This is a genomic window from Archangium violaceum (genome assembly GCF_016887565.1).
GTDB lineage: Bacteria > Myxococcota > Myxococcia > Myxococcales > Myxococcaceae > Archangium > Archangium violaceum_B.
Genome location: NZ_CP069396.1, coordinates 5,495,314 through 5,518,924, shown reverse-complemented (window position 1 = coordinate 5,518,924; position 23,611 = coordinate 5,495,314). Strand labels below are relative to the sequence as shown.

The 23,611-nt window shown below is 66.0% G+C and carries 19 protein-coding genes; 8 read left to right on the top strand and 11 right to left on the bottom strand.

All coding sequences use genetic code 11. From position 1 onward, the window contains the following. Window positions 1–1,167 (bottom strand): hypothetical protein, encoded by a 1,167-nt coding sequence (locus JRI60_RS22595; RefSeq protein ID WP_204227905.1) that lies wholly within the window; start codon window positions 1,165–1,167, stop codon window positions 1–3. 126 nt (window positions 1,168–1,293) lie between these two features. On the opposite strand from JRI60_RS22595, the gene corA reads away from it, so the two are divergent. From corA to JRI60_RS22580, 3 genes are read left to right on the top strand one after another with little or no spacing between them, the layout of a single operon-like run. Further along, window positions 1,294–2,238 (top strand): magnesium/cobalt transporter CorA, encoded by a 945-nt coding sequence (gene corA / locus JRI60_RS22590; RefSeq protein ID WP_204227904.1) that lies wholly within the window; start codon window positions 1,294–1,296, stop codon window positions 2,236–2,238. Window positions 2,239–2,255: 17 nt separating this feature from the next. Next, on the top strand, window positions 2,256–3,038 hold the full coding sequence (locus JRI60_RS22585) for an alpha/beta fold hydrolase (RefSeq protein ID WP_204229053.1): 783 nt from the start codon (window positions 2,256–2,258) through the stop codon (window positions 3,036–3,038). A 57-nt stretch (window positions 3,039–3,095) separates the two neighbouring features. Next, complete coding sequence (locus tag JRI60_RS22580; RefSeq protein ID WP_239470667.1) at window positions 3,096–4,358, top strand: extracellular solute-binding protein; 1,263 nt, start codon at window positions 3,096–3,098, stop codon at window positions 4,356–4,358. A 34-nt stretch (window positions 4,359–4,392) separates the two neighbouring features. On the opposite strand, the gene JRI60_RS22575 is transcribed toward JRI60_RS22580, so the two are convergent. The 5 genes from JRI60_RS22575 to JRI60_RS22555 all read right to left on the bottom strand — a co-directional run bounded on the left by JRI60_RS22575 (window position 4,393) and on the right by JRI60_RS22555 (window position 10,332). Beyond that, window positions 4,393–5,682, bottom strand: coding sequence for an MFS transporter (locus tag JRI60_RS22575; RefSeq protein ID WP_204227902.1), 1,290 nt, complete (start codon window positions 5,680–5,682; stop codon window positions 4,393–4,395). Window positions 5,683–5,753: 71 nt separating this feature from the next. Further along, window positions 5,754–6,452 carry a hypothetical protein gene (locus tag JRI60_RS22570; RefSeq protein WP_204227901.1) on the bottom strand — a complete coding sequence of 233 codons (699 nt, stop codon included), beginning with the start codon at window positions 6,450–6,452 and terminating at the stop codon, window positions 5,754–5,756. A gap of 26 nt (window positions 6,453–6,478) precedes the next feature. Continuing rightward, window positions 6,479–8,497, bottom strand: a complete 2,019-nt coding sequence (locus tag JRI60_RS22565) for a PEP/pyruvate-binding domain-containing protein (protein ID WP_204227900.1) — start codon at window positions 8,495–8,497, stop codon at window positions 6,479–6,481. A 20-nt stretch (window positions 8,498–8,517) separates the two neighbouring features. Next, the gene (locus JRI60_RS22560; protein ID WP_239470666.1) at window positions 8,518–9,357 is read right to left on the bottom strand and encodes a hypothetical protein; all 840 of its coding nucleotides are present in this window, start codon (window positions 9,355–9,357) and stop codon (window positions 8,518–8,520) included. Window positions 9,358–9,372: 15 nt separating this feature from the next. Further along, window positions 9,373–10,332 (bottom strand): hypothetical protein, encoded by a 960-nt coding sequence (locus JRI60_RS22555; protein WP_204227899.1) that lies wholly within the window; start codon window positions 10,330–10,332, stop codon window positions 9,373–9,375. Window positions 10,333–10,443: 111 nt separating this feature from the next. Here JRI60_RS22555 and JRI60_RS22550 point away from each other — a divergent pair, with 111 nt between their 5' ends. Then, the gene (locus JRI60_RS22550) at window positions 10,444–11,274 is read left to right on the top strand and encodes an SDR family NAD(P)-dependent oxidoreductase (protein WP_204227898.1); all 831 of its coding nucleotides are present in this window, start codon (window positions 10,444–10,446) and stop codon (window positions 11,272–11,274) included. Window positions 11,275–11,776: 502 nt separating this feature from the next. After that, window positions 11,777–12,166 (top strand): DUSAM domain-containing protein, encoded by a 390-nt coding sequence (locus tag JRI60_RS22545; protein ID WP_204227897.1) that lies wholly within the window; start codon window positions 11,777–11,779, stop codon window positions 12,164–12,166. A gap of 68 nt (window positions 12,167–12,234) precedes the next feature. Here JRI60_RS22545 and JRI60_RS22540 read toward each other — a convergent pair whose 3' ends face one another. The 4 genes from JRI60_RS22540 to JRI60_RS22525 all read right to left on the bottom strand — a co-directional run bounded on the left by JRI60_RS22540 (window position 12,235) and on the right by JRI60_RS22525 (window position 16,949). Further along, complete coding sequence (locus JRI60_RS22540; RefSeq protein WP_204227896.1) at window positions 12,235–14,529, bottom strand: xanthine dehydrogenase family protein molybdopterin-binding subunit; 2,295 nt, start codon at window positions 14,527–14,529, stop codon at window positions 12,235–12,237. Between the two features lie 11 nt (window positions 14,530–14,540). Continuing rightward, entirely contained in the window at window positions 14,541–15,002 is a 462-nt protein-coding gene (locus JRI60_RS22535) for a (2Fe-2S)-binding protein (protein WP_204227895.1), read from the bottom strand. After that, the gene (locus JRI60_RS22530) at window positions 14,999–15,649 is read right to left on the bottom strand and encodes an Isoquinoline 1-oxidoreductase subunit (protein WP_204227894.1); all 651 of its coding nucleotides are present in this window, start codon (window positions 15,647–15,649) and stop codon (window positions 14,999–15,001) included. Before JRI60_RS22530 ends, JRI60_RS22535 begins: the two co-directional genes overlap by 4 nt. 124 nt (window positions 15,650–15,773) lie before the next feature. Next, the gene (locus JRI60_RS22525; protein ID WP_204227893.1) at window positions 15,774–16,949 is read right to left on the bottom strand and encodes an RICIN domain-containing protein; all 1,176 of its coding nucleotides are present in this window, start codon (window positions 16,947–16,949) and stop codon (window positions 15,774–15,776) included. Between the two features lie 325 nt (window positions 16,950–17,274). On the opposite strand from JRI60_RS22525, the gene JRI60_RS22520 reads away from it, so the two are divergent. Next, window positions 17,275–19,545: a hypothetical protein gene (locus JRI60_RS22520; protein ID WP_204227892.1), complete on the top strand. Its 2,271-nt coding sequence runs from the start codon at window positions 17,275–17,277 to the stop codon at window positions 19,543–19,545. Between the two features lie 44 nt (window positions 19,546–19,589). On the opposite strand, the gene JRI60_RS22515 is transcribed toward JRI60_RS22520, so the two are convergent. Further along, on the bottom strand, window positions 19,590–20,477 hold the full coding sequence (locus JRI60_RS22515; protein ID WP_204227891.1) for an NAD-dependent epimerase/dehydratase family protein: 888 nt from the start codon (window positions 20,475–20,477) through the stop codon (window positions 19,590–19,592). 270 nt (window positions 20,478–20,747) lie between these two features. On the opposite strand from JRI60_RS22515, the gene JRI60_RS22510 reads away from it, so the two are divergent. Both JRI60_RS22510 and JRI60_RS22505 read left to right on the top strand, forming a co-directional pair. After that, a complete protein-coding gene (locus JRI60_RS22510; RefSeq protein ID WP_239470665.1) occupies window positions 20,748–23,057 on the top strand; it encodes an endo-1,4-beta-xylanase in 2,310 nt (769 codons plus the stop codon). Window positions 23,058–23,219: 162 nt separating this feature from the next. Continuing rightward, complete coding sequence (locus JRI60_RS22505) at window positions 23,220–23,582, top strand: hypothetical protein (protein ID WP_204227890.1); 363 nt, start codon at window positions 23,220–23,222, stop codon at window positions 23,580–23,582. Window positions 23,583–23,611: the final 29 nt, after the last annotated feature.

Sequence of the window (23,611 nt, the reverse complement as noted above, 5' to 3'; positions counted from 1 at the left end):
TCACATCACGTCCAGCCCGGCCAGCAGGGACTGGAGCTCCCCGATGGTGGAGCGCAGCTCGGCACCGGTGAGCTGGACGAGTTGCACCTTGCGCACCTTGCGCAGGAAGGCATCGAGCCGGGGATCCCTCCCGTAGAGGGATTGGGCACTGGCGGCCGCCTCGGCCAGGGCCCGCGCCGCCGCCGCCGGCTCCGAACCCAGCAGCCCGAGCGCCCGCTCCAGCCGCACCCCACAGCCCGCCCACACCTCGCGGTCATGGGCGATGAGCACCTGGCGCTGGTTCACGTTGGAGAGCGAGCGCACGAAGGTGTCCAGCTCCTCCACCAGCGAGAGCACTTCCTGCTTCCTGGGACTGTCCTGGATGGCCAGCCGGCCCACGTTGCCGCGCATCTCGATGATGTGCCGCTTGTCCTGCGCGCGCAGGTGCCGGTAGGCGGCGGTGCGGCCGAAGGCGTCCAGCTCCGTCTGCAACTGCTGGGCGTTCCACTGCACGTCCTCGGGCTCGGCCTCGCGCACCTTGTTCAACCGCGCGGCGACGATGCGAGACAGGTCCGCCACGATGGCGCGCACCATCACGGCCGCCTTCACCTCGGCCTCGTGACCGGGCACCACCTGCTGGCGCGTCATGGGCCCGAAGGCGCTGGCGGACTCGAAGACGAGGTTGCCGATGTGCTCGCGGAAGCGCGCGCGCAGGCGTTGGATCTCCGCCAGCAGCGTCCACCGGTCCGACACCACCGAGGGGTTGCGCATCGTCTCGCCGAGCTGGGTGATGCCCTGGGCGAGCTGCTGCATCCAGCCCTGGAGGAGCTCGGCCGCGTCCTTGGCCCGCCGCGCCTCCACGGTGGCCGCCAGGGGCGCCGCGAAGCCCGACGTGCCGCCGGCGCCCGCCGCCTGGAACTGCTCGCGGATGACGTTGAGGAGCGCGTTGACGTCCACCACCGTGTCGCGGATGACGGGGGCCATCTCCTCCCAGAGCGACAGGTCCGGACTGCCGTCCACGCCAGCCGTCTCGTACTTCACCAGGTCCAGGTCGCTCAGGCGCGCGATGGCCTGACCCGCGGCGGTGTACACCTTGCGCAGGCGTTCGGCGAAGGCCCGATCGGACAGGGATTGAAGGAGCTCTTCGAGTTTCGGAGAGAGAACGGGCGGAGGAGTATCGGCGGCCACGGCGCGCACACTGTAACGGTTCTGTCGAGGCGCGTCGCGGACTTCGGAGCCCGGAGCGTGTGGATCCGGGCACTTGGCCTGGGGCTCTCGACTTTCGGGTGGGGGGCGATCTAAGGACGCGCGCGAATGATCCAGGTTCTGCTCCTGAACGAAGGCAAGGTTTTCTCGGGCGGTGAGGAATTGCTCGACCAGCCCGGCACCCGGTGGATCGACGTCCTCCACCCGACCGAGGAGGAGATGAGGCGGCTCGGGGATCGCTTCGGGCTGCACAAGCTGGCCATCGAGGACTGCCTCCACCTGGACCAGCGGCCCAAGCTGGAGGAGTACCCGAACCACCAGTTCATCGTGCTCCAGGGATTCACCTCGGAGTCGAAGGACGCGTGCGAGCTGACGCTGCACGAGCACCACTTCTTCCTGGGGCCGGACTGGCTCATCAGCGTCCACGAATTGCGCTTCGAGGGGCTGGATACGGTGCGGCAGCGCGTCCAGCGCGAGCCCCAGGCGACGTTCGAACGCGGGGTGGACTTCCTGCTGTACCTGCTGGCGGACGCGCTGATGGACCGGAACTTCCCCATCCTCGACAAGTTCAACGATGAGCTGGAGGATCTGGAGTCGGCGGTCTTCGAGAACCCGCAGCCGGAGCACCTGCAGCGCATCTTCGAGCTGAAACGAGCGCTGGTGACGGTGAGGCGGGTGCTGTCGCCCCAGCGGGACGTGCTGAGCTTGCTGACCCGGCGAGGCATCCCCAACGTGGGTGAGCGCACCGCGCTGTACTTCCGGGACGTGTACGACCACCTGGTGCGGCTGCACGAGCAGATCGACGCGGTGAGGGATCTGCTGGGCAACGTGATGGATGGCTACCTGTCGATGATCGCCAACCGGACGAACGACATCACCAAGCAGCTCACCATCTTCTCGACCATCTTCCTGCCCCTGTCGTTCATCACGGGCTTCTTCGGACAGAACTTCGACTTCCTGAGTCAGCGGGGGTTCTTCTGGCTGATGATGGTGTCGGTGGTCGGGCTGCCGGTGGGCCTGGTGTTCTGGTTCAAGAGCAAGCAGTGGATCTGAAGTCCCTGGAGGAGCCCATGCTCACCATCACCGTCGATGGAGTTCCCCTGCACTACCGCGACGAGGGCCGCGGGCTGCCGGTGCTGCTGTTCCACGCGTTCCCGCTGAACGCGGATGCCTTCGAGAAGCAGGTGAAGGCGCTGTCGGGGCGCTACCGCTTCATCCTCCCGGACGTCCGGGGCTTTGGGAGGAGCGGACTGGGGGATGGCCCCACGGAGATGTCGCGCATCGCCCGGGACGGGCTGGCGCTGCTGGACGCGCTGAACGTGGAGTCGGCGGTGGTGGGTGGGGTGTCGATGGGCGGCTACGCCAGCATGGCGCTGCTGCGCGAAGACGCGGGCCGGGTGCGGGGGCTGGTGCTGGTGGACACGCAGGCCACGGCGGACGACGAGGCGGGACGGGCGCGGAGGGAGACGTCGGCCCAGGAGGCGCTGAGGGAGGGGCCCGAGGCGGCGGTGCGGGCGCTGCTGCCGAAGCTGGTGGCGGCGGGACCGGACTCGGAGGTGGGGCGCGAGGTGGCGGCGCTGATCCGGACGGCGACACCGGCGGGCCTCGCGGCGGCGCAGCGGGGCATGGCGCTGAGACCGGACGGCAAGGACATCCTCGCGCGCTACGCCGGGCCGGCGCTGGTGGTGGTGGGCGAGAAGGATCCGGTGACGCCGCTGGAGAAGGCGAAGCAGATGGCGGACCTCATCACCGGGGCGCGGCTGGAGGTGATTCCAGACGCGGCGCACCTGACCAACCAGGAGCAGCCGGAGAGATTCAACGCGGTGCTCGACAGCTTCCTGTCGGGGCTGTGAGGACCGTCCCCGTACAACGGGAGCAGTCAGAAGTCCCCCCACACCATGAGCGAGAACATGCGAATTCAGAAGTGGATGGTGGTACTCGGAGCGACCCTCGGGCCGATGCTGGGCTGCGACACGTCGGAGCCGCAGCCGGATCCTCAGCCCACGCCCCGGACCCAGCTCCGGGTGCCGCTCTACTCGTACATCCCGGATGCGGCGGGAGATGGCCTCAAGGCCATGTCCGCTCGCATCGAGGCCGACTTCGAGCAGCAGCACCCGGACGTGGATCTGGTGGTGAACCCCTCGTGCTTCAAGGATGACCTCTACGAGCCCACCCAGCTCGCGAGCTCCCTCCAGGGACAGGGAGAGTGCGCCTACGATCTCGTCGAGACGGACACGATGCTCCTGGGCGAGCTGGTCGCCACCGGGGCGGTCCGTCCCTGGTCGGCGCTGCCGGAAGGCGTGAACTGGCATCCCGCGGGCGTCAAGGCCTCGACGCTGGACGGCAAGCTGTACGGCGTGCCCCACTGGCTGTGCACGCACTACGTCATCTCGCGCGACGAGGCGGTGAGCAACGCCCGCACGGTGAATGAGCTGGTGCAGCTGATCGCGTCGCGGAAGACCCCGGAGATGGACGTGGCGGGCAACCTGCTGGGGAGCTGGAACCTGCCCTCGCTCTACCTCGACGCCTGGTCGGACACCCACGGCCCCGAGCAGATCCAATCGGCCGTCACCACGGAGCGCTACGACACGCAGGTGATCGCCGGGATGAGGACCCTGGCCCAGGCCTGCGAGACCCCGGCGGGCAATCCCTGCCTCGATGGGACCTTCGACGCCGACGAGAACATCGATCTGCCCGCGACGCTCTTCGCGGAGGGCAAGGCCGACGTGACGCTGGGCTACTCGGAGCGGTTGCACACCATCGTGAAGAAGCTGCCCCAGGCGGAGGACCGGCGGCAGCTGCGCATCTCCCCTGCCCCGCTGGGCGCGGGCAGCCAGACCCTGCTGTTCACCGACTCCTTCTTCCTCGGGGCCCAGTGCACCGGCGAGTGCGAGAAGGCCGCGAGGGCGTTCGTGAGCTACATGAGCCAGACGAGCACGTACGCGTGGATCCTCCTCAGCGAGGATGCTCCCGCCACCGGGCGCGTGCCGCGCTACCTCATGCCCGCGACGCTGGACGCCTACCAGGCGCCCGGGCTGAAGGAGGATCCGCTCTACCAGCGGATCGACACCACCACGCGCACGGCCTCGCCCTTCCCCAACGGAGGCGTGCTGGGGATCCGCAAGGCGATGAGGGACCACCTCGTGCAGGAGCTCACCACGAAGGCCCCCTGAGCCCGAGCCGCCTCGGCGGAGGACTCCCGCGGGCTCACGGAGCCGCGGGGGCCTCCTGGGGCTCCGGTTCATCGGGCAGGGGCTCTCGGGCGGCCTTCTCCAGCTCGTCCACCTGCCGCAGCTCGGGGAAGCCCCAGGCCCAGAGCCCCACCACCACCAGCGTGCCCACCGCGCCAGACACCACCGCCGACACCGCGCCCATGTGCTCGGCGAAGACTCCGGCGCGGAACTCACCCAGCTCGTTGGAGGCGCCGACGCAGATCATGTTCACCGCGCCCACGCGGCCCCGCATGTGATCCGGCGTGGCCACCATCTCCAGCGTGCTGCGCACCACCACGCTCACCATGTCGGCGGCTCCGGCGATCGCCAGCGCCACGACGGACAGGGGCAGCGAGCGGCTCACCCCGAAGACGAGCGTCGCCGCGCCGAAGATGGCCACCGAGATGAACATCTTCCATCCAGCCCGACCTCCGATGGGACGGGAGGCCAGGAACACGGCCACCAGCGCCGCGCCCACCGCGGGCGCGCTACGCAGCAGCCCCATCCCCCACGGCCCCGTGTGCAGCACGTCGCGCGCGTAGATGGGCAGCAGCGCCACCGCGCCTCCCAACAGCACCGCGAACAGGTCCAGGGTGATGCTGCCCAGCAGCAGCCGCTGGCGGCGCACGAAGTGGAACCCGGCCAGGAACGTGGAGAAGGAGAAGGGCTCGCGGGAGGACTGGCCCGTCCGCACCTTCAGGGACAGCATCCACACCACGGAGAGCGAGCACAGCAGGGCCGAGCCGATATAGGCCCCCCTGGCGCCCGCCCACCCGTAGAGGAGTCCGCCCACGGCGGGACCGGCGATGGTGGCCACCTGCCAGGTGGTGGAGTTGATGGCCACCGCGCGCGTGAGCGCCTCGGGGGGCACGAGGCGGGGAACGAGCGCCGAGCTCGCGGGCGCATAGAAGGACCGTGCGGTACCGAAGAGCACCAGCACGCCATAGACGAAACGCACGTCCCGGATGTGGCCCAGCGTGAAGGAGAGCAGCAACAGGCTGCACAGCAGCATGATGGACTGGCACACCACGAGGATGGCGCGCCGGTCCACCCGGTCCGCCACCTGGCCTCCGACGAGGGCGAAGGCGAGGAAGGGCAGGAACTGCGCCAGACCCGTGTAGCCCAGGGCGAGTGCGCTGCCCGTCAGCTCGTACACCTGCCAACCGATGGCGACCGATTCGACCTGCACGGCGAGCACCGCGCACAGGCGTGCCAGCTGGTAGAAGCGGAAGTCGCGGTAGTGGAAGACGGAGGGAGGGGCCGAGGGAGCGTCGGGGGAAGCCATACGGTCAGGCGGCTCTAACGCAAGCCCCACGCGCTCGCCAGTCACAGTTGGAGCAGGCGAGCCAGGGAGCGCTACGGTTGGAGCTCATAGCTGACCAGCTCCTCGGTCTGCCCGCCCTCCTCCTTCACCTTTCCAATGCCCCGAACGAACCAGTAGGTCTTGGCCGTACTGCCGCCCGCCTTCTGCAGGACGAGCGCCTGGAACGTGCCGGCGGGGACGGTGACGGACTCTCCATCGGCGATCACCGTCCAACGCTCCCGGACGGTCGTGCTCGAATTCTCACCAGCGGAGAGCGCCGTCTCCTCGTAGCTCTCGAGCCAGGAGGCGCCCACCACGGCGTGCTCGGGCGACTCGTCGATGTGAAGCCTGGGGGGATCCCAGAGCTCCTCGCTCTTGACGGTGTCCGTGTTCGCGCGGAGCGACTGCTCGCGGTAGCGAACGAGGCGCGCGCCCGAATAGGCCTGCCAGCTGAGGGTCCTGGCACCCGAGCTCTTCAACGTGGTCACCTTGTTCGCGAGGACGTCCCGGTGGGGTCCCGTGCCACCCACGGGCTCTGGCTCACCGACCGTGGTCACCTTCTCGGAGACCTCTCCGTCCTCGGTGACCCGGTAGGTCCAGCGGTTTCCCGCCTTCCACGGCAGCAGCGGGTTGGAGCCGACCGTGCCGCTGCCGTCCACGCTGTCGGGAGGAGGAGTGGAAGAGGTCCCGCCGCATCCCGTGGCCAGGGAGCCGGCCAGGAGCAGCACCTGGAACAAGTGAGAGGTACGCATCGTCGTGTCCTTCCTCGCGGAGCTGCTCATTGGCCTCGACCCGGGTGCGGGCGAGCCTGCTTGACCGTCAATGTCGGCGTCTGGCCGGGCTCACCGTCGAACTTGAACTCGACATCCATGGCGTACCAGCCGGTGTTGCCCGCCTTCGGTCCATAGGCCGGCGAGAAACGCTCGTGAATCCTGTCGAGCGCCTGACCGAGCTCGAAGACCTGGGCGGGCGTCAGCACCGTCTCGCCCTCGGCCACCAGGTTGGAGTGGGACAGGTACGTGATGGGGAGTCCTGGCTGGTGGAACTCATAGATGAACTGGTCGCTGGTGATTCCCGGTGGGGGGTGGACCACCTCGGCGTCCCCTCCCGCCTGCACGTTCACGTAGAGCCCCGGCTGCAGGCCCGACGGGTCGAATGGATTCGCCGTGAGCGCCACTCCATTGGCTTCCTCGTCCGGGAAGTTGTGGTGCACCAGCAGGGCCATCACGACTGCCTTGTGATCGATGCCGTTGTAGGCGCGCTCCTCGAAGGTGCGGAACAACCAGATGCTGGCCCAGGTCTCGCGAATGGCATCGAGCACATCCTCCCAATCGCTGGGATCTCCGGTGTGTGACTCGTAGCAACCCGCGCACGGAAACCCTTCCAGGTCCTCGCTGTTCGTGCTGGTGCGGAAGCGCATGGTCAGTCCCGGGTAGTCCGTGGCCAGCTTGGCCTTGAGCATGGATTGGAAGGTGGCATTCACGGGCGCCGCCTCCATGGCCTTGCGGAACTCCTTCAGACGCGCGTCACGCACCTCGGGCTTCGCCTGGAACTCGGGATCCGCCAGCAGCTGATCCATCCTGGCGTAGAACCCGTTCTCCTCCATGAACTGGACGTAGTAGTAGGCCGGGATGGTGAAAGCCTTGCGGATGGGGAGCCCCGGCGTGTTGACCATGACGGAGTAGTGAGCGGCCTTCCCACCGAACGCGGGGATGGCGGCCTTGATGGCGTCCCGGAGGGAACCCGAGCCCTCGACCACGACCTGCTCGAGATCGCGCAGGTCCGTGACCGTCAGGTCGGCCGCGGGCAGTTGCACGGGCACGGGCTTGTGCGCTTCCCAATAGGCGTCGGCCTCCGTGCTCGTCACCTCCTCGACGCTCCAATCGAAGGCGCCCACGGTGAGACGGACCCACTTCCCTTCGAGCGCCCGGAGCTGGGAGTTCGTCGTGGCGTCGCGCAATCCCATGTTCGGGGTCTTGCGATTCTGGGAGAGCACGTTGACGTGCGAGAGCGGAGTCTGGAACTCCTCGGTGATGATGCCGAGCACCACCGAGATGTCATTGGGGATGCGGTCCAGCACGACGATGTCGCGGTAGGAGAGGTAGGTCGTCGCCAGGTCGGCGGCCTTGATGAAACGCAGCCGCCCGACCGAGGTGGCGAGGTTGAGGGGTTGATAGTCGATGGCGGCGAAGAGCTCGGCCGTCGTCTTCACGCGGACGGAGGTGGGCAGATTCTTCGCCTCGGCCTCGACCGCCTGGGAGGTGGGGTGGAAGAACAGCGCGGGACCGAAGTAGCCCGCGTCGCGGACGGCCTCGTAGAGACGGGTCACCATCGAGGCGGAGGCGGAGTCATAGGGCGCGATCTCGAGCGCCCAGACGTCGGGTCCTTCGTAATACGTGACGGACCCGAGCAGGAAGCGGCGATCCGGTGAGTAGTATTCCGTCTGGTTGAAGTCCGCCAGCGAGCCGACGATGGGCCGTCCCCCACCGGAAAGATTGGCGGAGACGAACTCGTAATGGATGGCGTAGCGGGTGCTGTTCTGGAAGTAGAGGGTGTCGTTGTCGAACCGATCGAGCACGACCTTCACGGAGCGGGCGCCCGGGATGCTGGTGTCGAGCGGCTCGGAGGCGAGGGCGTTGAAGTCTTTCTGGCACCCGATGCGCGCCAGGAAGCTGGGGCTCGAGCTCTCGTCGGTCACTTCGCAGGTCCCCTCCTGCACCACGTCAGGGGTGGACGAGGAGTCCGAAGAACACGCGAGAAGGAGCGCGGTGATGACGACGAAGAGATGGGAGCGCAAGACGGGTTCCTCGGGGGATGTCAGGGATTGATCGCGAAGCAGTAGAGGCCACCGTACCCGCCGCCTCCGCCCACGGAGGACCCACCACCCGGGCCGTTCTGGGAGAGGTTGACGCCGGCGGCGCAGCCCGGCGCCTGGTGATCGGAGATCCAGTTGCCGCCGTTCGTGGGATTGCTGGCGCTACGAGGCCAGGAGTGACCGATGTACGGCTTCCCGGTGGAGCCGACCGCGCTCGTCCAGTCGTTGCAGGTATAGGACTTGCTGCCCGCGTACTGCCCCTGTTTGTTCGAGCCCGTCAGGGTGTCGTGGTTGTCGACGCCCTGGTGGTTGGGCTCGCCCCGCTCGTTGGGCAGATCGTTCACGATTTGCGCATCGCCTTTCGGACGCGCACTCAAGAGCCCGGCCTTGTTCGAGGCCACGAGCCGACCATTGCGGTCGTACCAGGGGCCCTCGCCAATGCGATCGATGGCGTGGACGGTGCCGCCGTCGGCACCACCGGTCGAGGCACTCAAGAAGGCGCGCCAGACCTTCTGCCCGGAGCCGGGAAGACCCATCTCGGCGATGGTCCGGCAGATCTTGTCCGCACCCTCCAACCCCGTGGCCTCACCGAAACGCAGATCTCCGCCGAAGCCGTTCGAGCTGCCCGAGAGCTGGCGCATGGCCTCGATGCTGGTGACGAAGAAACTGAACTTCGTCTCATCCGCCGAACCACCCGTGGTGCCACCACCATCCGTGGTGTCTCCACCCGTGGAACCATCACCCTGGTCCTGATCCGTATCAATGGGGTCCGAACCGCAGGCGGTAGCGCAGACGCCGAGAGCAAGCAGGGTCACCGCGGGAATGACGAATGTGTTTCTCATGAGGGACGACTCCTTTCACTTGCACGTCAGGTCCGCCTGGCAGGTCTGTCCCGCCGGGCAGTCCTCGTCACCGCTGCACGACACCAGTCCGGGAATGAGGAGCTCGCGCTCCACCTGGGACAGCACCATCAGGTCCACGCACCCGGCGCTCGTGTCCGCGGAGTCCGCCGTACGGCGGCTGATGGTGATCTTGGGAAAGCCGGCGACGCCCACGTCGAGCAACTGCGAGCTCAACCCGGCGGGGATGACATAGCTGCCCGTGTCAGGGACACCATCGCACTCGAGCGAGGCGGCAATGCCGCCGTGGTGCGCGAGATCCATGACGATCTGGATGCGTGCCGCTCCGGGAGTGGTGGGAGGCGTCCACGACACGGTCACCGGGCTTCCCCGCTCGACGGTGATGGCCCCCTCGGGGACGGTGAGACGAGAGATGCCCTGCCCTCGAAGCGAGAAGGCCTGGACGTCCGCGCCACTGCCCTCGAGCTTGATGTTGGCGCCCTCGTCGAAGCCAGGGTACGGCAGCGAGGTCCCGCCGTTGAAATAGAACCTCGCCGAGTTCGGTGACATGGAGAGCTCGGCCTTCAATCCCAGCACGCGCACGGTGCCCACGTTCTGCGCGGTCGGATAGGGAATGCAGACGCCGCCTTCTCCACACGTCTGCGAGGCGCCACAGGTCGGCTCACAGAAGAGCGTGCGTCCACGCAGGAGACGGCACTCACCCTCCTGGGCTTGCACCTGCCGCACGTTGGCCGGAACGACACCGTTGAGGACGCGGCCCTGGACGGACGTGTACCCATCCCCCAGCTCGACGGTGAATTGTCCGACCCGTTGGCTCGCGTCGCAGGGTTCGTAGGCGAGCTCGGAGCTCGTGGTGTCCTCGGTGTCGTCCGGAGGCGTAGAGGATGAGCCACAGCCAGGCCCACACAACGCGAGGAGGATGAGGAGAAGGGTCCGGACCTCGTGAAGCCTCTTCAAGACAGTCTCCATGGCGGGCGTGCTCCCGATGCAGACCTCTTTGTAGAGGTGCGCCCTTAAGGAATCCTTAAGTGCCTTCCACTTTGGATGGGGGCCTGTCAGGCTCTGGCCATGGCTGACTTGATCCTCACTGGCGCCTCCCGCGGCATCGGTCACGCCCTGGCGCTGGCCCTGGCCGAGCGGCGCGACGATCGCCTCGTGCTCGTCGCCCGCGACCGAGCCCGTCTCGAAGCCCTCGTCACCGCGGTCGAGCAGAAGGGAGGCCGCGCCATCGCGGTGCCGGGAGACCTCTCGTCCCTGGCGGAGGCCCGGGAGCTCGGGCAACGCCTGGTCGAGGTGGTCACTCCCGGTGCGACGCTCATCCACAATGCCGGGCTGTGGCCAGCGAAGCGGGTGCTCACGCCCGAAGGACTCGAAGCGGCCTTCGTGGTCAACCACCTGGCGCCCCTCGAGATGCAGAGGGCGCTGCTGGATGCCGGGCGCCTGCGCCGGGTCATGGTGGTGAGCGCCGGTCTGATCCTGAAGGGGCGCTTCGACGCAGCTCGCACGCCGACAGGAGAGGACTTCTCCGGCATCCGGACCTACTGCACGACCAAGCTCTGCTTCGCGCTGGCCATGCGCGACCTCGCGGCCGCCAGGCCGGAGCTCGACGTGGTCATCCTCCATCCGGGCGTGGTGCGCACGGATCTCGGGGCACGTTCGGGCCCCATCGGTTGGCTCCTGTCACTCGTGAAGCGGGGCTGGGAGACGCCAGAGGTGTGCGCGGCACGCCTCGCACGGATCCTCGCGCGCGAGCGCTGGTCATCGGCCGGAGAAGCCCGCTGGCTCATCGAGGAGAACGAGCAGCCGTGGCCGGCCGTGGCGGAGGACGAGGCGACGAGGCGAGCGGTGCGAGAAACCACCGAGCGCATGCTAGCGAAGCATCCAACGACTTCTCGATGATAACCGGGTTGCGCATGCTCCCTCTCCCTCTGGGAGAGGGCGGGGGGTGAGGGTAGTCTCGCGGACATGAAGCACCTGAATCATGCCCCATTGCTTGGGGTGTTCATGACGTGGAGTGTTCTCGCCTCGGGGTGCTCGGCAGGGTCGGCTGCCATGGGCCCGAGTGACTGCCGGCCCGGGGACTCCACGATGACCTGTTGCATCAAAAAGCACCCATACGACCCCGCGGAGGCCTGCGGTGCCACTGCGTCGGACATAGAGCAGGCGCTAGAGTCCGTGACAACGGCAGATGAAGTCGCTCCCATCATGACGATGAGCGATGGGGACGAATTCGCCAACAACAAAGACCTACCGGAGTGGAAGCAGCGGTGCATCAAGGCCTACGTCAACTGTCAGAACGCTGGGTGGACAGGAAAATGTGATGACTGTCTCCGATATTGCGAGGGCCAACACGAATGGCCGATCCGCAAATGCAGGCCGCGCAGGTAGAGAGATGCGAGACATGGAGACAGAGGAAGCCGAAGAAAGCGACTGGCACGAGATACGAGTGCTGGACAATCAGGTTCAGCGGGGAGAAGCCCTGGAACTCACCGATGACGTGCGCGACCTGATCAAACGCACCGCTCCAACGGTGGCAATCCCCGAGGCTGATGCGGAAACCGCTCTCGCCCGTGTGGACAGCGGCACGGCCCTACTCCATGAGATTCGGCGTCGCATCACCGAGGGTTCCAATCGACTGGTGGATGCACTCGATCGGATGTACCAGCTTCAGCAAAAAGGAGACCTTGACGGCGCACGCCAACAAATGCGCGACGTGCTCGCCGTGGAGGTCGTACCGCTGTACCGGGAGGTTGCCGAAGGCGAGATCGAGAAGCTGAACAAGCTCTCGTAGGCACCCTTCGTGGCCGCCCTGACGAGCCAGACGGGATGAGCATCCCGCTGGCTCGGAGGAAGACGGGCTCAGACCTGGAGCGCTTTCGAGATCGGAAGCTCCCGGACGCGCGTGCCCGTGAGCGCGAAGACCGCGTTGGCGATCGCCGGAGCGACGGGAGGAACACCGGGCTCCCCCACCCCGCCCGGAGCCGCGTCGCTCTGGATGATCTCCACGTGGATCTTCCGCGGCACCTCCGCGATGCGCACCAACCGGACGTCGCGGAAGTTCGACTGCTCCGTCATGCCGCCCTTCATCGTGACGCCACCGTACAGCGCCAGACTCATTCCAAAGATGACCGAGCCCTCCATCTGGGCCCGGACACGGTCCGGATTGATCACCGTCCCCGCGTCCGCGACGATCCAGGCTTCATCGACCCGGATCTTGCCGGCGGCGTCGCGCACGACCGATGCGACCACCGCCGTGTAGCTGACGAAGCTGCGGTGGGCGGCGAGGCCCAGGGCCCTGCCCTCCTTCTTCCGCTCGCTCCACCGCGACAGCTGCGTCACGCGCTCGATGACATGGCGCAGGCGCCCGACATTGACAGGGTGGGCATCGAGCGAGGCGCCATAGTTCCTGAGGTTCTTGATCCCCAGTTCCTCCAGTGAGGACAGCCGGGGAGGCCCGAGCACCTCCAGCAGCACATCGCGGGTGTCCTCACCCCGGGCGTGGGCGATCTCATCGATGAAGGAGTTGACCGAGAAGGCGTGGAAGATGTTGTAGACGGACCGGAGCCAGCCGATGCGGACGTGGGCATTGGCCTCGCACGCCTCGGCGCGGACGTTGGGAACCGCGAGCGCGAGATCCAGCACCCCCTGCTGGAGGTCCCCTTCCCCGGGCCGGTTGACCGGCGCGAAGGTGGAGCCGATGGGTGGGAACGCGGTGCGGTGCCGCCAGGCGACGACCTTACCGCGCTCGTCGAGCCCCGCGCTCAGCAGCTGGGTGCTGACGGTGTTGTAGTAGTCGTGCTGGACGTCGTCCTCGCGCGTCCACTGCACGCGCACCGGAGTACCGGCCTCCCTGGCGAGCAGCACGACCTCGGAGACGAAGTCCGCCTTCGACTTGCGCCCGAAACCACCGCCCAGGAAGGTCACGTGGACCTGGACCTTCTCCGGAGGAAGCCCGAGCGCCCGGGCCGCCTCGGTGCGAGCCGCCTGCGGATTCTGGGTGGGGGCCCATACCTCGCAGGTGCCATCCTGGACGCGAGCGAGCGCGACGGGCGGCTCCATCGACACGTGCGGGAGGTGAGGCACGTGATACTCCGCCTCGATCAAGCGCGCGGCCTTGGCGAGGGCGGCGTCCGCGTCTCCGACGTTGCGGACGGGCATGCCGGGCGCTCGCACGGACGCGGTGAGCTCCTGGCGGAACCGCTCCGAGTCGTACTTCGCGTTGTCCCCATGATCCCAGGTGATGTCCAGCGCCGCGCGGCCACGCATGGCCGCCCAGGTGTTCTCCGCGAGGACGGCGATGCCACCCCAGGACTGGAACATGTACGGAGGCTTCGGCGCGGGAAGCTCGATGACGCGCTTCACCCCGGGGATGGCGAGCGCACGGGAGGCGTCGTACTTCACCACCCGGCCTCCCACGACAGGGGGACGCGCGATCACCGCGATGAGCATGCCCGGAAGCCGGATGTCGGCCCCGAACGTGGCGCTCCCGTTGACGTACGCGGGCCCGTCCAGCAACGGCAGCGGCCCACCGGCGCGCCGGAGCTCGGCCTTGGGCCGGAGCACGACCGCCGCCGGCTTGGGGACGGGCAGCTTGCCCGCCTCGAGCGCCAGCTCGCCGAAGCCGAGCGTGCGATTGCTCGCGCGATGAATCACGACATGATCGCGCGCCTCGCACTGCTCCGGCGCCACCTTCCAGCGCCTGGCCGCGGCGGAGATCAGCATCACGCGCGCGGTGGCACCCACCCGCCGCATCTCCTCATAGATGCTGCGAACGCTGTTGGAGCCGTCGGTGTTCTGATCGCCGTAGACCGGGTCGCCATCGGCCTGGACGATCTTCACCCGGGCCATGTCCGCGCCCAGCTCATCGGCGATCAGCACCGGGAGCGAGCTGCGGATGCCCTGCCCCATCTCCGAGCGGTGGCAGACGATCGTCACCAGCCCGTCGGCAGCCACGTGCACGAAGACGTTGGGGTTGAGCCCGGGCGAGGCGTTCTCCTCGGCCTGGGAGCTCGTCCTGGGCTTCGGCCCCGGTTGGCCCGTGGGCTCGCTGGTGGGCTTCTGACCGGTGAAGAAGGCCAGGGCGAGCCCACCGGCGGAGACGTTCATCCCGGCGAGGAATGTCCGCCGGGCAATCAACATGGGCTTCTTGCTCATGGATGTCCTCGTCATTCCTCGGAGAGGCCCGCGGCCTTCTTCACGGCGGCACGAATGCGCGTGTACGTGCCGCACCGGCACAGGTTGCCCGCGAGCGACTGGTCAATCTCCGCATCGGTCGGCTTGGGATTCTTCGCGAGCAGGGCCGCCGCGGTCATGATCTGCCCGGCCTGGCAGAAGCCGCACTGGGGGACGCCCAGGTCGACCCAGGCGCGCTGGAGGGGGTGGCTCCCATCGGAGGACAGTCCCTCGATGGTGGTGATCGACCGCCCGGCCGCGCGGCGGATCGGCGTCACGCAGGAGCGGACCACCTGACCGTCGAGATGGAGGGTGCACGCGCCGCAGAGCGCCTGGCCGCAGCCGTACTTCGTGCCGGTGAGGCCGAGCACATCGCGCAGGGCCCAGAGCAGGGGCATCTCCGGATCCACATCGAGCTCGTGCTCGACACCGTTGACGCGGACTCGAATGCTCATGGCCGTGCCTCCTCGGAGGGGCACTCGGCGCCGGTGTCGGCCCAGGCCGCCACGATGGCTCCGAAGAGCTTCTGATTTCCCGGAGCGGGCTGCCGGTCAGCGCCCGGCGTCCAACCCCAGCCCACCAACTCGTCATGCGCGTTGTGCTCGACGATCTGCGCCAACGTCTTGCCTCCGTTCCGTTTGGGGTCCTTCAGCTGCTCACATATCGCGCGCGGGCTCTTGCCCACCCACGCCATCGAGCGCGGAGCGAGGTGCCAGTTCGGCGCACCGGGCACCCGCGCGAGCTCGAGATTCCTGTCCTGGTGACAGCTCGTGCACTCCATCCCGACCACGCCCCGGTCCTCGGGGCCGCGCACGACGGGAGGATTGTGCGGTTGCCAGTCGGTTCCATGGTACGGCGTATCGCCATCGGGGTGACAGTTGGCGCACCGGGGATGGAGCAGGACCCGGCTGGCTTCGAGGAACAGGGCGCGAGAACGATCGGCCCGGTCCGCGATGACTCCGAACGCCTCGGGGGAACGGAGCTCACCGGGGCCAACCTGGGGGAGCGCCCCCCGAGCATCAACGGGCTCGGGCTGACGTCGGCACGCGCCCGCGGCGAGCAGAACGAGACCAGATGTCACGACGAGAAGAGCATTCCGCATCGACGGCGAGAATCCAGGAATCCGAGCGCCCCGGCAACGGTGAAAAAGCGCAGGAGGCACAACCCGACACTTGGGGCTCACCCCGTGGTCCGAGAGGGCGCGGACCACGGGGTGCGCAGGCCGCTCAGTTGGGCGGGCAGAAGACGATGTCGAAGTCCTCGGCGTTGCACGCCGCCATCACCGAGTCATCGCCGGACCACGAGTAGGACTGTGAGCAGGCCGCGTCGAAGTACCGCGCCACGACGCTGTTGGGATTGTCGCGGTCGCGGCTCACGCAGGAGATGACCTTGCCGGCGGCGTTGCGCAGCTGTCCCTCCGCGGGGCAGTTCGGGAGCAGGTCCATCGGGCAGCTCCGCGTCTGCCCCGAGCAGGTCGTCGTCCCACCCAGCTCATAGGGAATGATCTTCAGGGGGAGGTTGTGGGCATCCACGTGGCTGAGGTTGAACCAGTCCCAGCTGGTGTAGGAGTAGAACACCTCGTTGAAGCCGAACTCCGCCAGCGAGTGGTGCTCGAAGCCCGGGTCCTCGCCCTTGCGGAAGCCCCAGTAGCGCTTGGTGGGCATGTACGCCGTGACGGAGCCGATGGTCCGGCACGCCTCCTGGCCCGAGCCCAGGAGCCCGCCCGTGATGTTGTTGCCGGCGAAGTTGACCTCGAAGCCGCACCGGTTGATGAAGCGCAGCGTGGTCTGCCCATCATTGGCGATGGCGCACCCGCGGCCCGTGCCCGGATCGGTGCCGCCGCTCACCTTGTCCAGGGTGTAGAGCTGGTTGGCGGTGCCGGTGTACGGGTACTGGACGTACTGCGTGCCGTTGTTCGCCGAGCCCCAGTACAGGTCCATCACCATGTCCGTGTGGCGCGCATGGATGCTGAACTGGTTGTTGCCCCGGGCCACGAACTTGAACTGCTGGTTGTTCGCGCCGACGTACGTCCACTGGTGGAAGTAGGCGTTCTGCGCGGTGCTGTTGTCCTTGATGTCGAGCGCCTTGTTGCTGTTGACGTTGATGATCTTCCAGTAGCCATCCGACGTCGGGGAGATGTGGAACTTCTGCGCGTTGGTGCCGTTACAATCCCACTGCTGCACCGTTGCGCCATCCGCGGTGCTGCTCGAGGCGACGTCGACACACTTGTTGGTCATGGCCGAGCGGATGACGTAGTCGCCCTCCGTGATGCTCGACACGATGGCCGCGCTCTCCAGCTGGGCGGTCTGCTCGGCGCTCTCCAGCTCGTTGGTGGTGCATCCACCCAGTCCACCCACGACGCCCAACAACGACAGACAACGGTACACACTCATACGAGACATGTTGCTCTCCTCGAGATGGTTCGAATGAGACGGATTCGTCCTCACTCGGTGCCATGTAGAGGGCCGCCCCCCGTTTTTCGGGTCATTGCCTGCTCACCCATGCGCTTCCTGGCTTCGTGACCCTGGTGACCGCGGTCCTCACCCCTGGTGACTGCTGTCACCAGGGATGGGGGGTCCTCGGCTCCATTCTGGCGTGGGACGGCAGGGGCCAGCCGGAAATATCAAGTAAAAGCGGATTTGTTTGATGGTCGAGTTGTTGCAGATAGCCCGGAGAGTGCTCGACAGGGCAATCTCGATGAACCCACTCCAACGCAGAGGAAGCACCATGAGCCGAGGTAACCCGGATGAATCGCTGTTTGCCGTTCATCCCCGCCGGACACGTGTCCTGGGGATCGCCGCATCGACCCTGCTGGCGGCCAGCGCGAGTTGCGCCGTGCCCCCGGACACGGAGCGGGACGAGCGCACCGGCCACGAGGAGAAGGCGCTCGCGGCGAACCCGCTGACGGTCACCCTGCGGACCTGGTCGGGCCATTACCTCGTCGCCGATCAGGGCGGTGGCGCCGATCTGATGGCGTACAGCACGCAGGCCAAGGAGTGGGAGACGTTCACGCTCACGGACGTCAACGGCGGCTCGCTCGTCAGCGGAGACGTGGTGACGCTGCGGTCGATCAGCGGCCAGTGGGGCTCGGCGATCAACGGCGGCGGCGGCAACATCCGGTTCACGGCGACGACGCCCCTGGCCTGGGAAGAGTTCAGCATCGTGAAGCTGAGCGGCACCGGCGACATCGTCAGCGGCGACAAGATCGCGCTGAAGACGACGGTCAGCGGCCAGTTCGTCTCCGCCATCAACGCCGGCGGCAGCACCGTCGTCGCGTCCGCCCCCGCGGCGAGGGAGTGGGAGACGCTCACGCTGAACATCCTGAGCGGCGGTGGAGGCAACGGGTCCGGCCCGGACTTCGGACCCAACGTCCGCATCTTCGACCCCTCCATGTCGATGGCGACGATCCAGAGTCAGGTCGACACCATCTTCCGGCAGCAGGAGACGAACCAGTTCGGCAGCCAGCGGTACGCGTACTTCTTCAAGCCGGGCCAGTACAACCTCGACGTCCAGGTCGGGTTCTACATGAACGTGTTCGGCCTCGGGCAATCGCCCGACGACGTGACGATCACCGGAGCGGTCCGCACCAAGGCGGACTGGTTCCAGGGCAATGCCACCCATAACTTCTGGCGCGGCGTCGAGAACCTCTCGATCGTCCCGACGAAGGACTCGAACACGGCGGTGTGGGCCGTCTCACAAGCGACCACCATGCGCCGCATCCACGTGAAGGGCTCCATCAATCTCTGGGATAACGCCTGGTCCAACGCCTGGTCGAGCGGCGGGTTCATCGCGGACTCCAAGATCGACAACACCATCAACTCCGGAACCCAGCAGCAGTTCCTCACCCGCAACACCAGCCTGAACTACTGGGTGGGCCAGAACTGGAACATGGTCTTCGTCGGTGACGAGCAGGCCCCGACGGGCACCTGGCCGAACCAGGTCTACACGGTCGTCGACACGACGCCGGTCATCCGGGAGAAGCCCTATCTCTTCATCGACAGCGCCGGAAACTACGCGGTCAAGGTTCCCTCCCTGCGGACGAACAGCAAGGGGACCACGTGGAGCGCCGGGACGACCGCCGGGGCGGTGTTGACCCTCGACAAGTTCCACATCGCCCGTTCCGACAGGGACACGGCCGACACGCTCAACGCCGCGCTCAGCGCGGGCAAGCATCTGCTCATCACCCCCGGCATCTACCACCTCGCGAGCCCCCTCCAGGTGTCGAACCCGGGGACCATCGTCCTGGGGCTCGGCCTCGCGACGCTCATCCCGGACTACGGCACCGCCGCGATGAACGTCGCGGACGTCGATGGTGTGACCATCGCGGGCATCCTCTTCGACGCGGGTCCCACCAACTCCCCCGTGCTGCTCAAGCTCGGCAACGCGACGAGCACGGTCAGCCACGCGGCCAACCCCACGGCGCTCTTCGACGTCTCCTGCCGCGTGGGCGGGGCGCAGGCCGGCAACGCGACGAGCTGCGTCACCCTCAACAGCAACGACGTCCTGATCGACAACCTCTGGCTGTGGCGCGCCGATCACGGCAACGGCGTGGGCTGGGACGTGAACAAGAGCACGAACGGCATCACCGTCAATGGCAACAACGTGTCTGCCTATGGCCTCTTCGTCGAGCACTTCGAGGGGTATCAGACCGTCTGGAATGGCAACGGCGGCCGCGTCTACTTCTACCAGTCCGAGATTCCCTACGACGTTCCGGACCAGAGCCGGTGGACGCACGACGGCGTGAGGGGATACGCGTCGTACAAGGTGGCGAACTCGGTGACGAGCCATGACGCCCGGGGCCTGGGCATCTACTCCGTGTTCTACAACCCGGTGGTGCTGGAGAACGCCATCGAGTCGCCGACCAACGCCGGGGTGAAGTTCCAGCACATGATCACCGTGTTCCTCGGCAGTACCCCGGGCGCGGCGATCAACCACATCATCAACGGCACGGGCAACGCGGTCACCCACCAGAACATGGTGTCGAAGTCGTCCTACTGATACACGGTCCCTGCTGCTGTTCATGGTTCGGCAGGGCGGTTGACTCATTCGCCCTGGAGGAACTCGAGTGCGTTGAAACGTGGGTGGAATCCCAGCTCGGATTCCGCCCGCTCGATGACGTAGACGCGATCCATGCTCGGGGGAAGGGGAATTCCACACCGTTCGAGCTCCCTGACGACTTCCGGGGCCCTGTGGCGGATGACGCCAGGAGCGTCACGCAGCAGCTCCGCCATGTCTTCTCGGTGGAAGGGAGGGCGGGCAGAGATGTTGTACAGCCCGAAGGGGATGTGCGACTCGAGCGCGAGCCGGTGTGCCCACACGCAGTCACGCACGTCCAGCCCCCGATTCAGCCGGTGGATGGCCAGGGTCTCCTGTGATTGAGGGAAGAATCGCGAGGTGCGCAGGATGATGACGGGCAATCCTGTCTCCTCGTGTATGAGTCGGCAGAGCTGTTCCGCGGCCAACTTGGTGACGTCGTAGATGTCCCGGGGCTCGGGCGTCAGTTCCTCCGTCACCCACACGGCGGCATCTCCTCGAGGTTCCATCGCGCGTCCGTAGACCGAGGTGGTGCTCGTATAGACGAAGCGCTTGCAGCCGTGCTCCACCGCCGCCTCGAGCAGGTGGAGCGTGCCTTGGACGTTCACGTCGATGAAGCGTGACTTTGGCAGATGGGCCCGATGGGGCGCATGCAGGGAGGCGGCGTGGATGACCGCGTCTACCCGGGCCACCAGGTCGAAGACCCGTGTGCGCTCCTCCATGCTTCCAACCACCTGGGTAAAGGGGCCGGGTACCACATCCAGTCCCGTCACCTCGTACTCAAGGGAGAGCTGTCGGCAGATCTCCGCGCCGAGCTGCCCCGAACTGCCGGTGACGAGGAGCTTCCGTGGAGGCGGAACCGTGGCCGCGCCATAGGAGTTCCAAGGCTTCGTCATGAGCCCTCCAAGCACACCGAGCGAACCGCGAGCGTTCACTCTACGTCAAACGGTCCGCTGACGCGGATGAATCGCGGGGTCGCCATGACTCTCAAAACATGAAAAAGCCGCCCCGCCCCTCTCTATTGGTGAGGGACGCTGACGGCTCAACGGAAAATTCTCCTATCTTCGAACCATTTGACGCGCAGTGAAATCACTGAATAAGGTGCTTGCTCGATTTACCGTCAATCACTGACTACGCCTGACTATTACCCCTGAGGCGCGCTACGTATGAGCTCAATGAAGAAAAAGCCAGTTCTGAGAGTGCTTCAAACGCTCCTGGCGTCATTCTTGATTCCGCTGCTCTTTTCGCCGCATCCCGCACATTCGGAAAACATCCTGCTCCTCCAGACTGATTTCGAAGATGGAACGGTGCAGGGCTGGACTGGACGCGGTGGTGTGGAAACGTTGGCGGCGGTAGCGGAAGCGGCCCGCGGCGGCTCGTACGGTCTGAAGGTGGGTGGCCGCAAGCAGTCGTGGCACGGACCGACGCTGGACGTGACGGCGTACATGGAACCGGGCCAGACCTACGTGTTCACGGGGTGGATCAAGCTACCGCAGGCAGCTCCGAGCACCACCGTTCATATGACGCTCCAGCGCAAGACGCCGAGTACCACCTACTACGAGAGGATATACTTCGACACGGCCACGTCCAATGACTGGGTGAGGTTCCAGGCCCAGTACAAGCTTCTCGAGGCGGCGGACAACCTGTCCGTCTACTTCGAAGCACCGAACGACTCCTCGCTGGTCTTCCATGTCGACGATTTCCGTCTGGAGAGGCTGCCCGATCTCGGGCCCATCGTCATCGAAGAAGGCATTCCTTCGCTCAAGGACGTCTTCGCCAATGACTTCCTGATCGGGACCTCCTTCTCCAACAGTGAGCTCCTGGCGGATGCGGACAGGAAGTTGCTCGCCAAGCACTTCAACAGCACGACACCGGGAAATGTCTTGAAATGGGACAGTACGGAGCCGCGGGAAGGAGTATTCGACTTCAGCGGTTCGGATGCCGCCGTTCAGTTCGCGGTTGGAAATGGGCAGCAGGTCCGGGGGCATACGCTGGTCTGGCACTCACAAACGCCGGACTGGGTCTTCCGTGATGCGAGCGGAAATCTGGCGGGCAAGGAGCTCTTGTTCCAACGGATGAAGACGCACATCAACGCGGTCATGGGCCGTTACAAAGGCCAGATATACGCCTGGGATGTGGTCAACGAGGTCCTCGATGCCTCGCAGCCTGACGGATTGCGCCGCAGCTTGTGGTACCAGATCGCCGGGGAGGAGTTCATCGAGAAGGCGTTCCTGTTTGCCCGCGAAGCGGACCCGGACGCGGTATTGTTCATCAATGATTACAATACACACGAATCAGGCAAGAGCCAGGCCATGTATGACCTGGTCAAGCGTTTGATCGCCAAGGGGATTCCGATTGATGGTGTCGGACACCAGACGCACGTCAGCCTCTACTATCCGACGATTCAGGAGATCGAGAGCTCCATCGTCAAATTCGCCGATCTGGGTGTCGAGACGCACATCACCGAACTGGATATGAGCGTGTACTACGACTCCTCGCAGCGGTACGACACGTTCCCGGAGGAGTTGAAGCAGAATCAGGCCTCTCTTTACAAACAGCTATTCGAGGTCTTCAAAAGACACAAGAACCTGGTCACCAGCGTCACGTTGTGGGGCAAGGATGACGGAAATACCTGGCTGCGAACGTTCCCGGTGGCCCGAAACAATTGGCCCCTCTTGTTCAATGAGCGTCTGCAATCCAAACAGGCCTACTGGGCCATCGTGAACGCGTCCGCCGTCCCCGCTCCACCCACCGGGTTGACCGCGACGGCGGGCAATGGAAGGGTCGATTTGAGTTGGAGCACCTCGACCAATGCCAGCTCATACAAAGTCAAGCGCTCGACGACAAGTGGCGGACCGTACACCCCCCTGGCAGCGGTCAGCGGCACGAGCTACTCCGACACGTCGGTGACGAACGGAACGACGTATCATTACGCCATCAGTGCGGTAAACGCCGCGGGCGAGAGCGGGAACTCGGCGCAGCTGAGCGCAACCCCTCGGGATACATCGACGCCTCCCTCGGGCAATCTCGTGCTGCAATACCGTGCGGCGGACATCCTGGTGGGTGATAACGGATTGAAGCCGCACTTCAAGATCAAGAACAACGGCGGCGAGCCCGTGGGGATGAGCGAGCTGTCCATCCGCTACTGGTTCACGATGGATGGGGAAAAGCCGCTTGCCATCTACTGTGATTATGCCCGCGTCGGCAACTCGAACGTCACCGGCAAGCTGGTGAAGATGGGCATGGGGAAGACGGGGGCGGATCATTACCTGGAGATCGCCTTCAATTCCGCTGCTGGTAGCATTCCGGCTGTTGGCGATTCAGGCGAAATCCAGATCCGCGGCCACAAGGCAGATTGGTCGAACTTCGACGAATCCAATGACTACTCCTTCGACCCCTCCAAGACCTCTTTCACCAATTGGGAGAGAGTGACGCTCTACCGGAACGGTCAGCTCATTTGGGGGAGCGAGCCGTAATCCCGCTGGTGGCCACCTTGGCTCCTGCCCGATGCTCGCTCGGAGCGTCTCGCGCTGCACTTCGATCCATGACGGTCGCGTCGGATCAATCTCTCTTCGCATGAGCCCCGGGCCGCTCACGACGCGGGGCGTCATCATTTCCCCTCACGGAGAGAACATCCGATGAAGAAGAACCTGCGAATGCTCGTGTGTCTTGTGGGTGGTGCCACGCTGTTCGGCATGGGGTGCGGTGGCGCGCCCGAGGAGACGACGGAGGCGAAGCAGCAGCCTTCGGCCGAACCGGAGCGCGGGGTCCATCAGCAGGCCGTCTACATGGTCTGCTGGGGCGCTCTCGGCGTCTACTCGTCGCCGTCCACGTCCAGCCTGCTCCTCGAAACCCTGAGTTACGGCCACCACTTCGACACGAACAGCCAGGTGTTCTGGTCGAATGGTGAGTACTGGGTCCGTGGCTATCCCACCTGCCCCAGTGGCTATGTGTGCAACTACTACGGCGACATGTACGTCCGCTGGGCCGGGCTCTGCTAGCAGGGCGCTGAAGAAGCGGGGTGTGATAT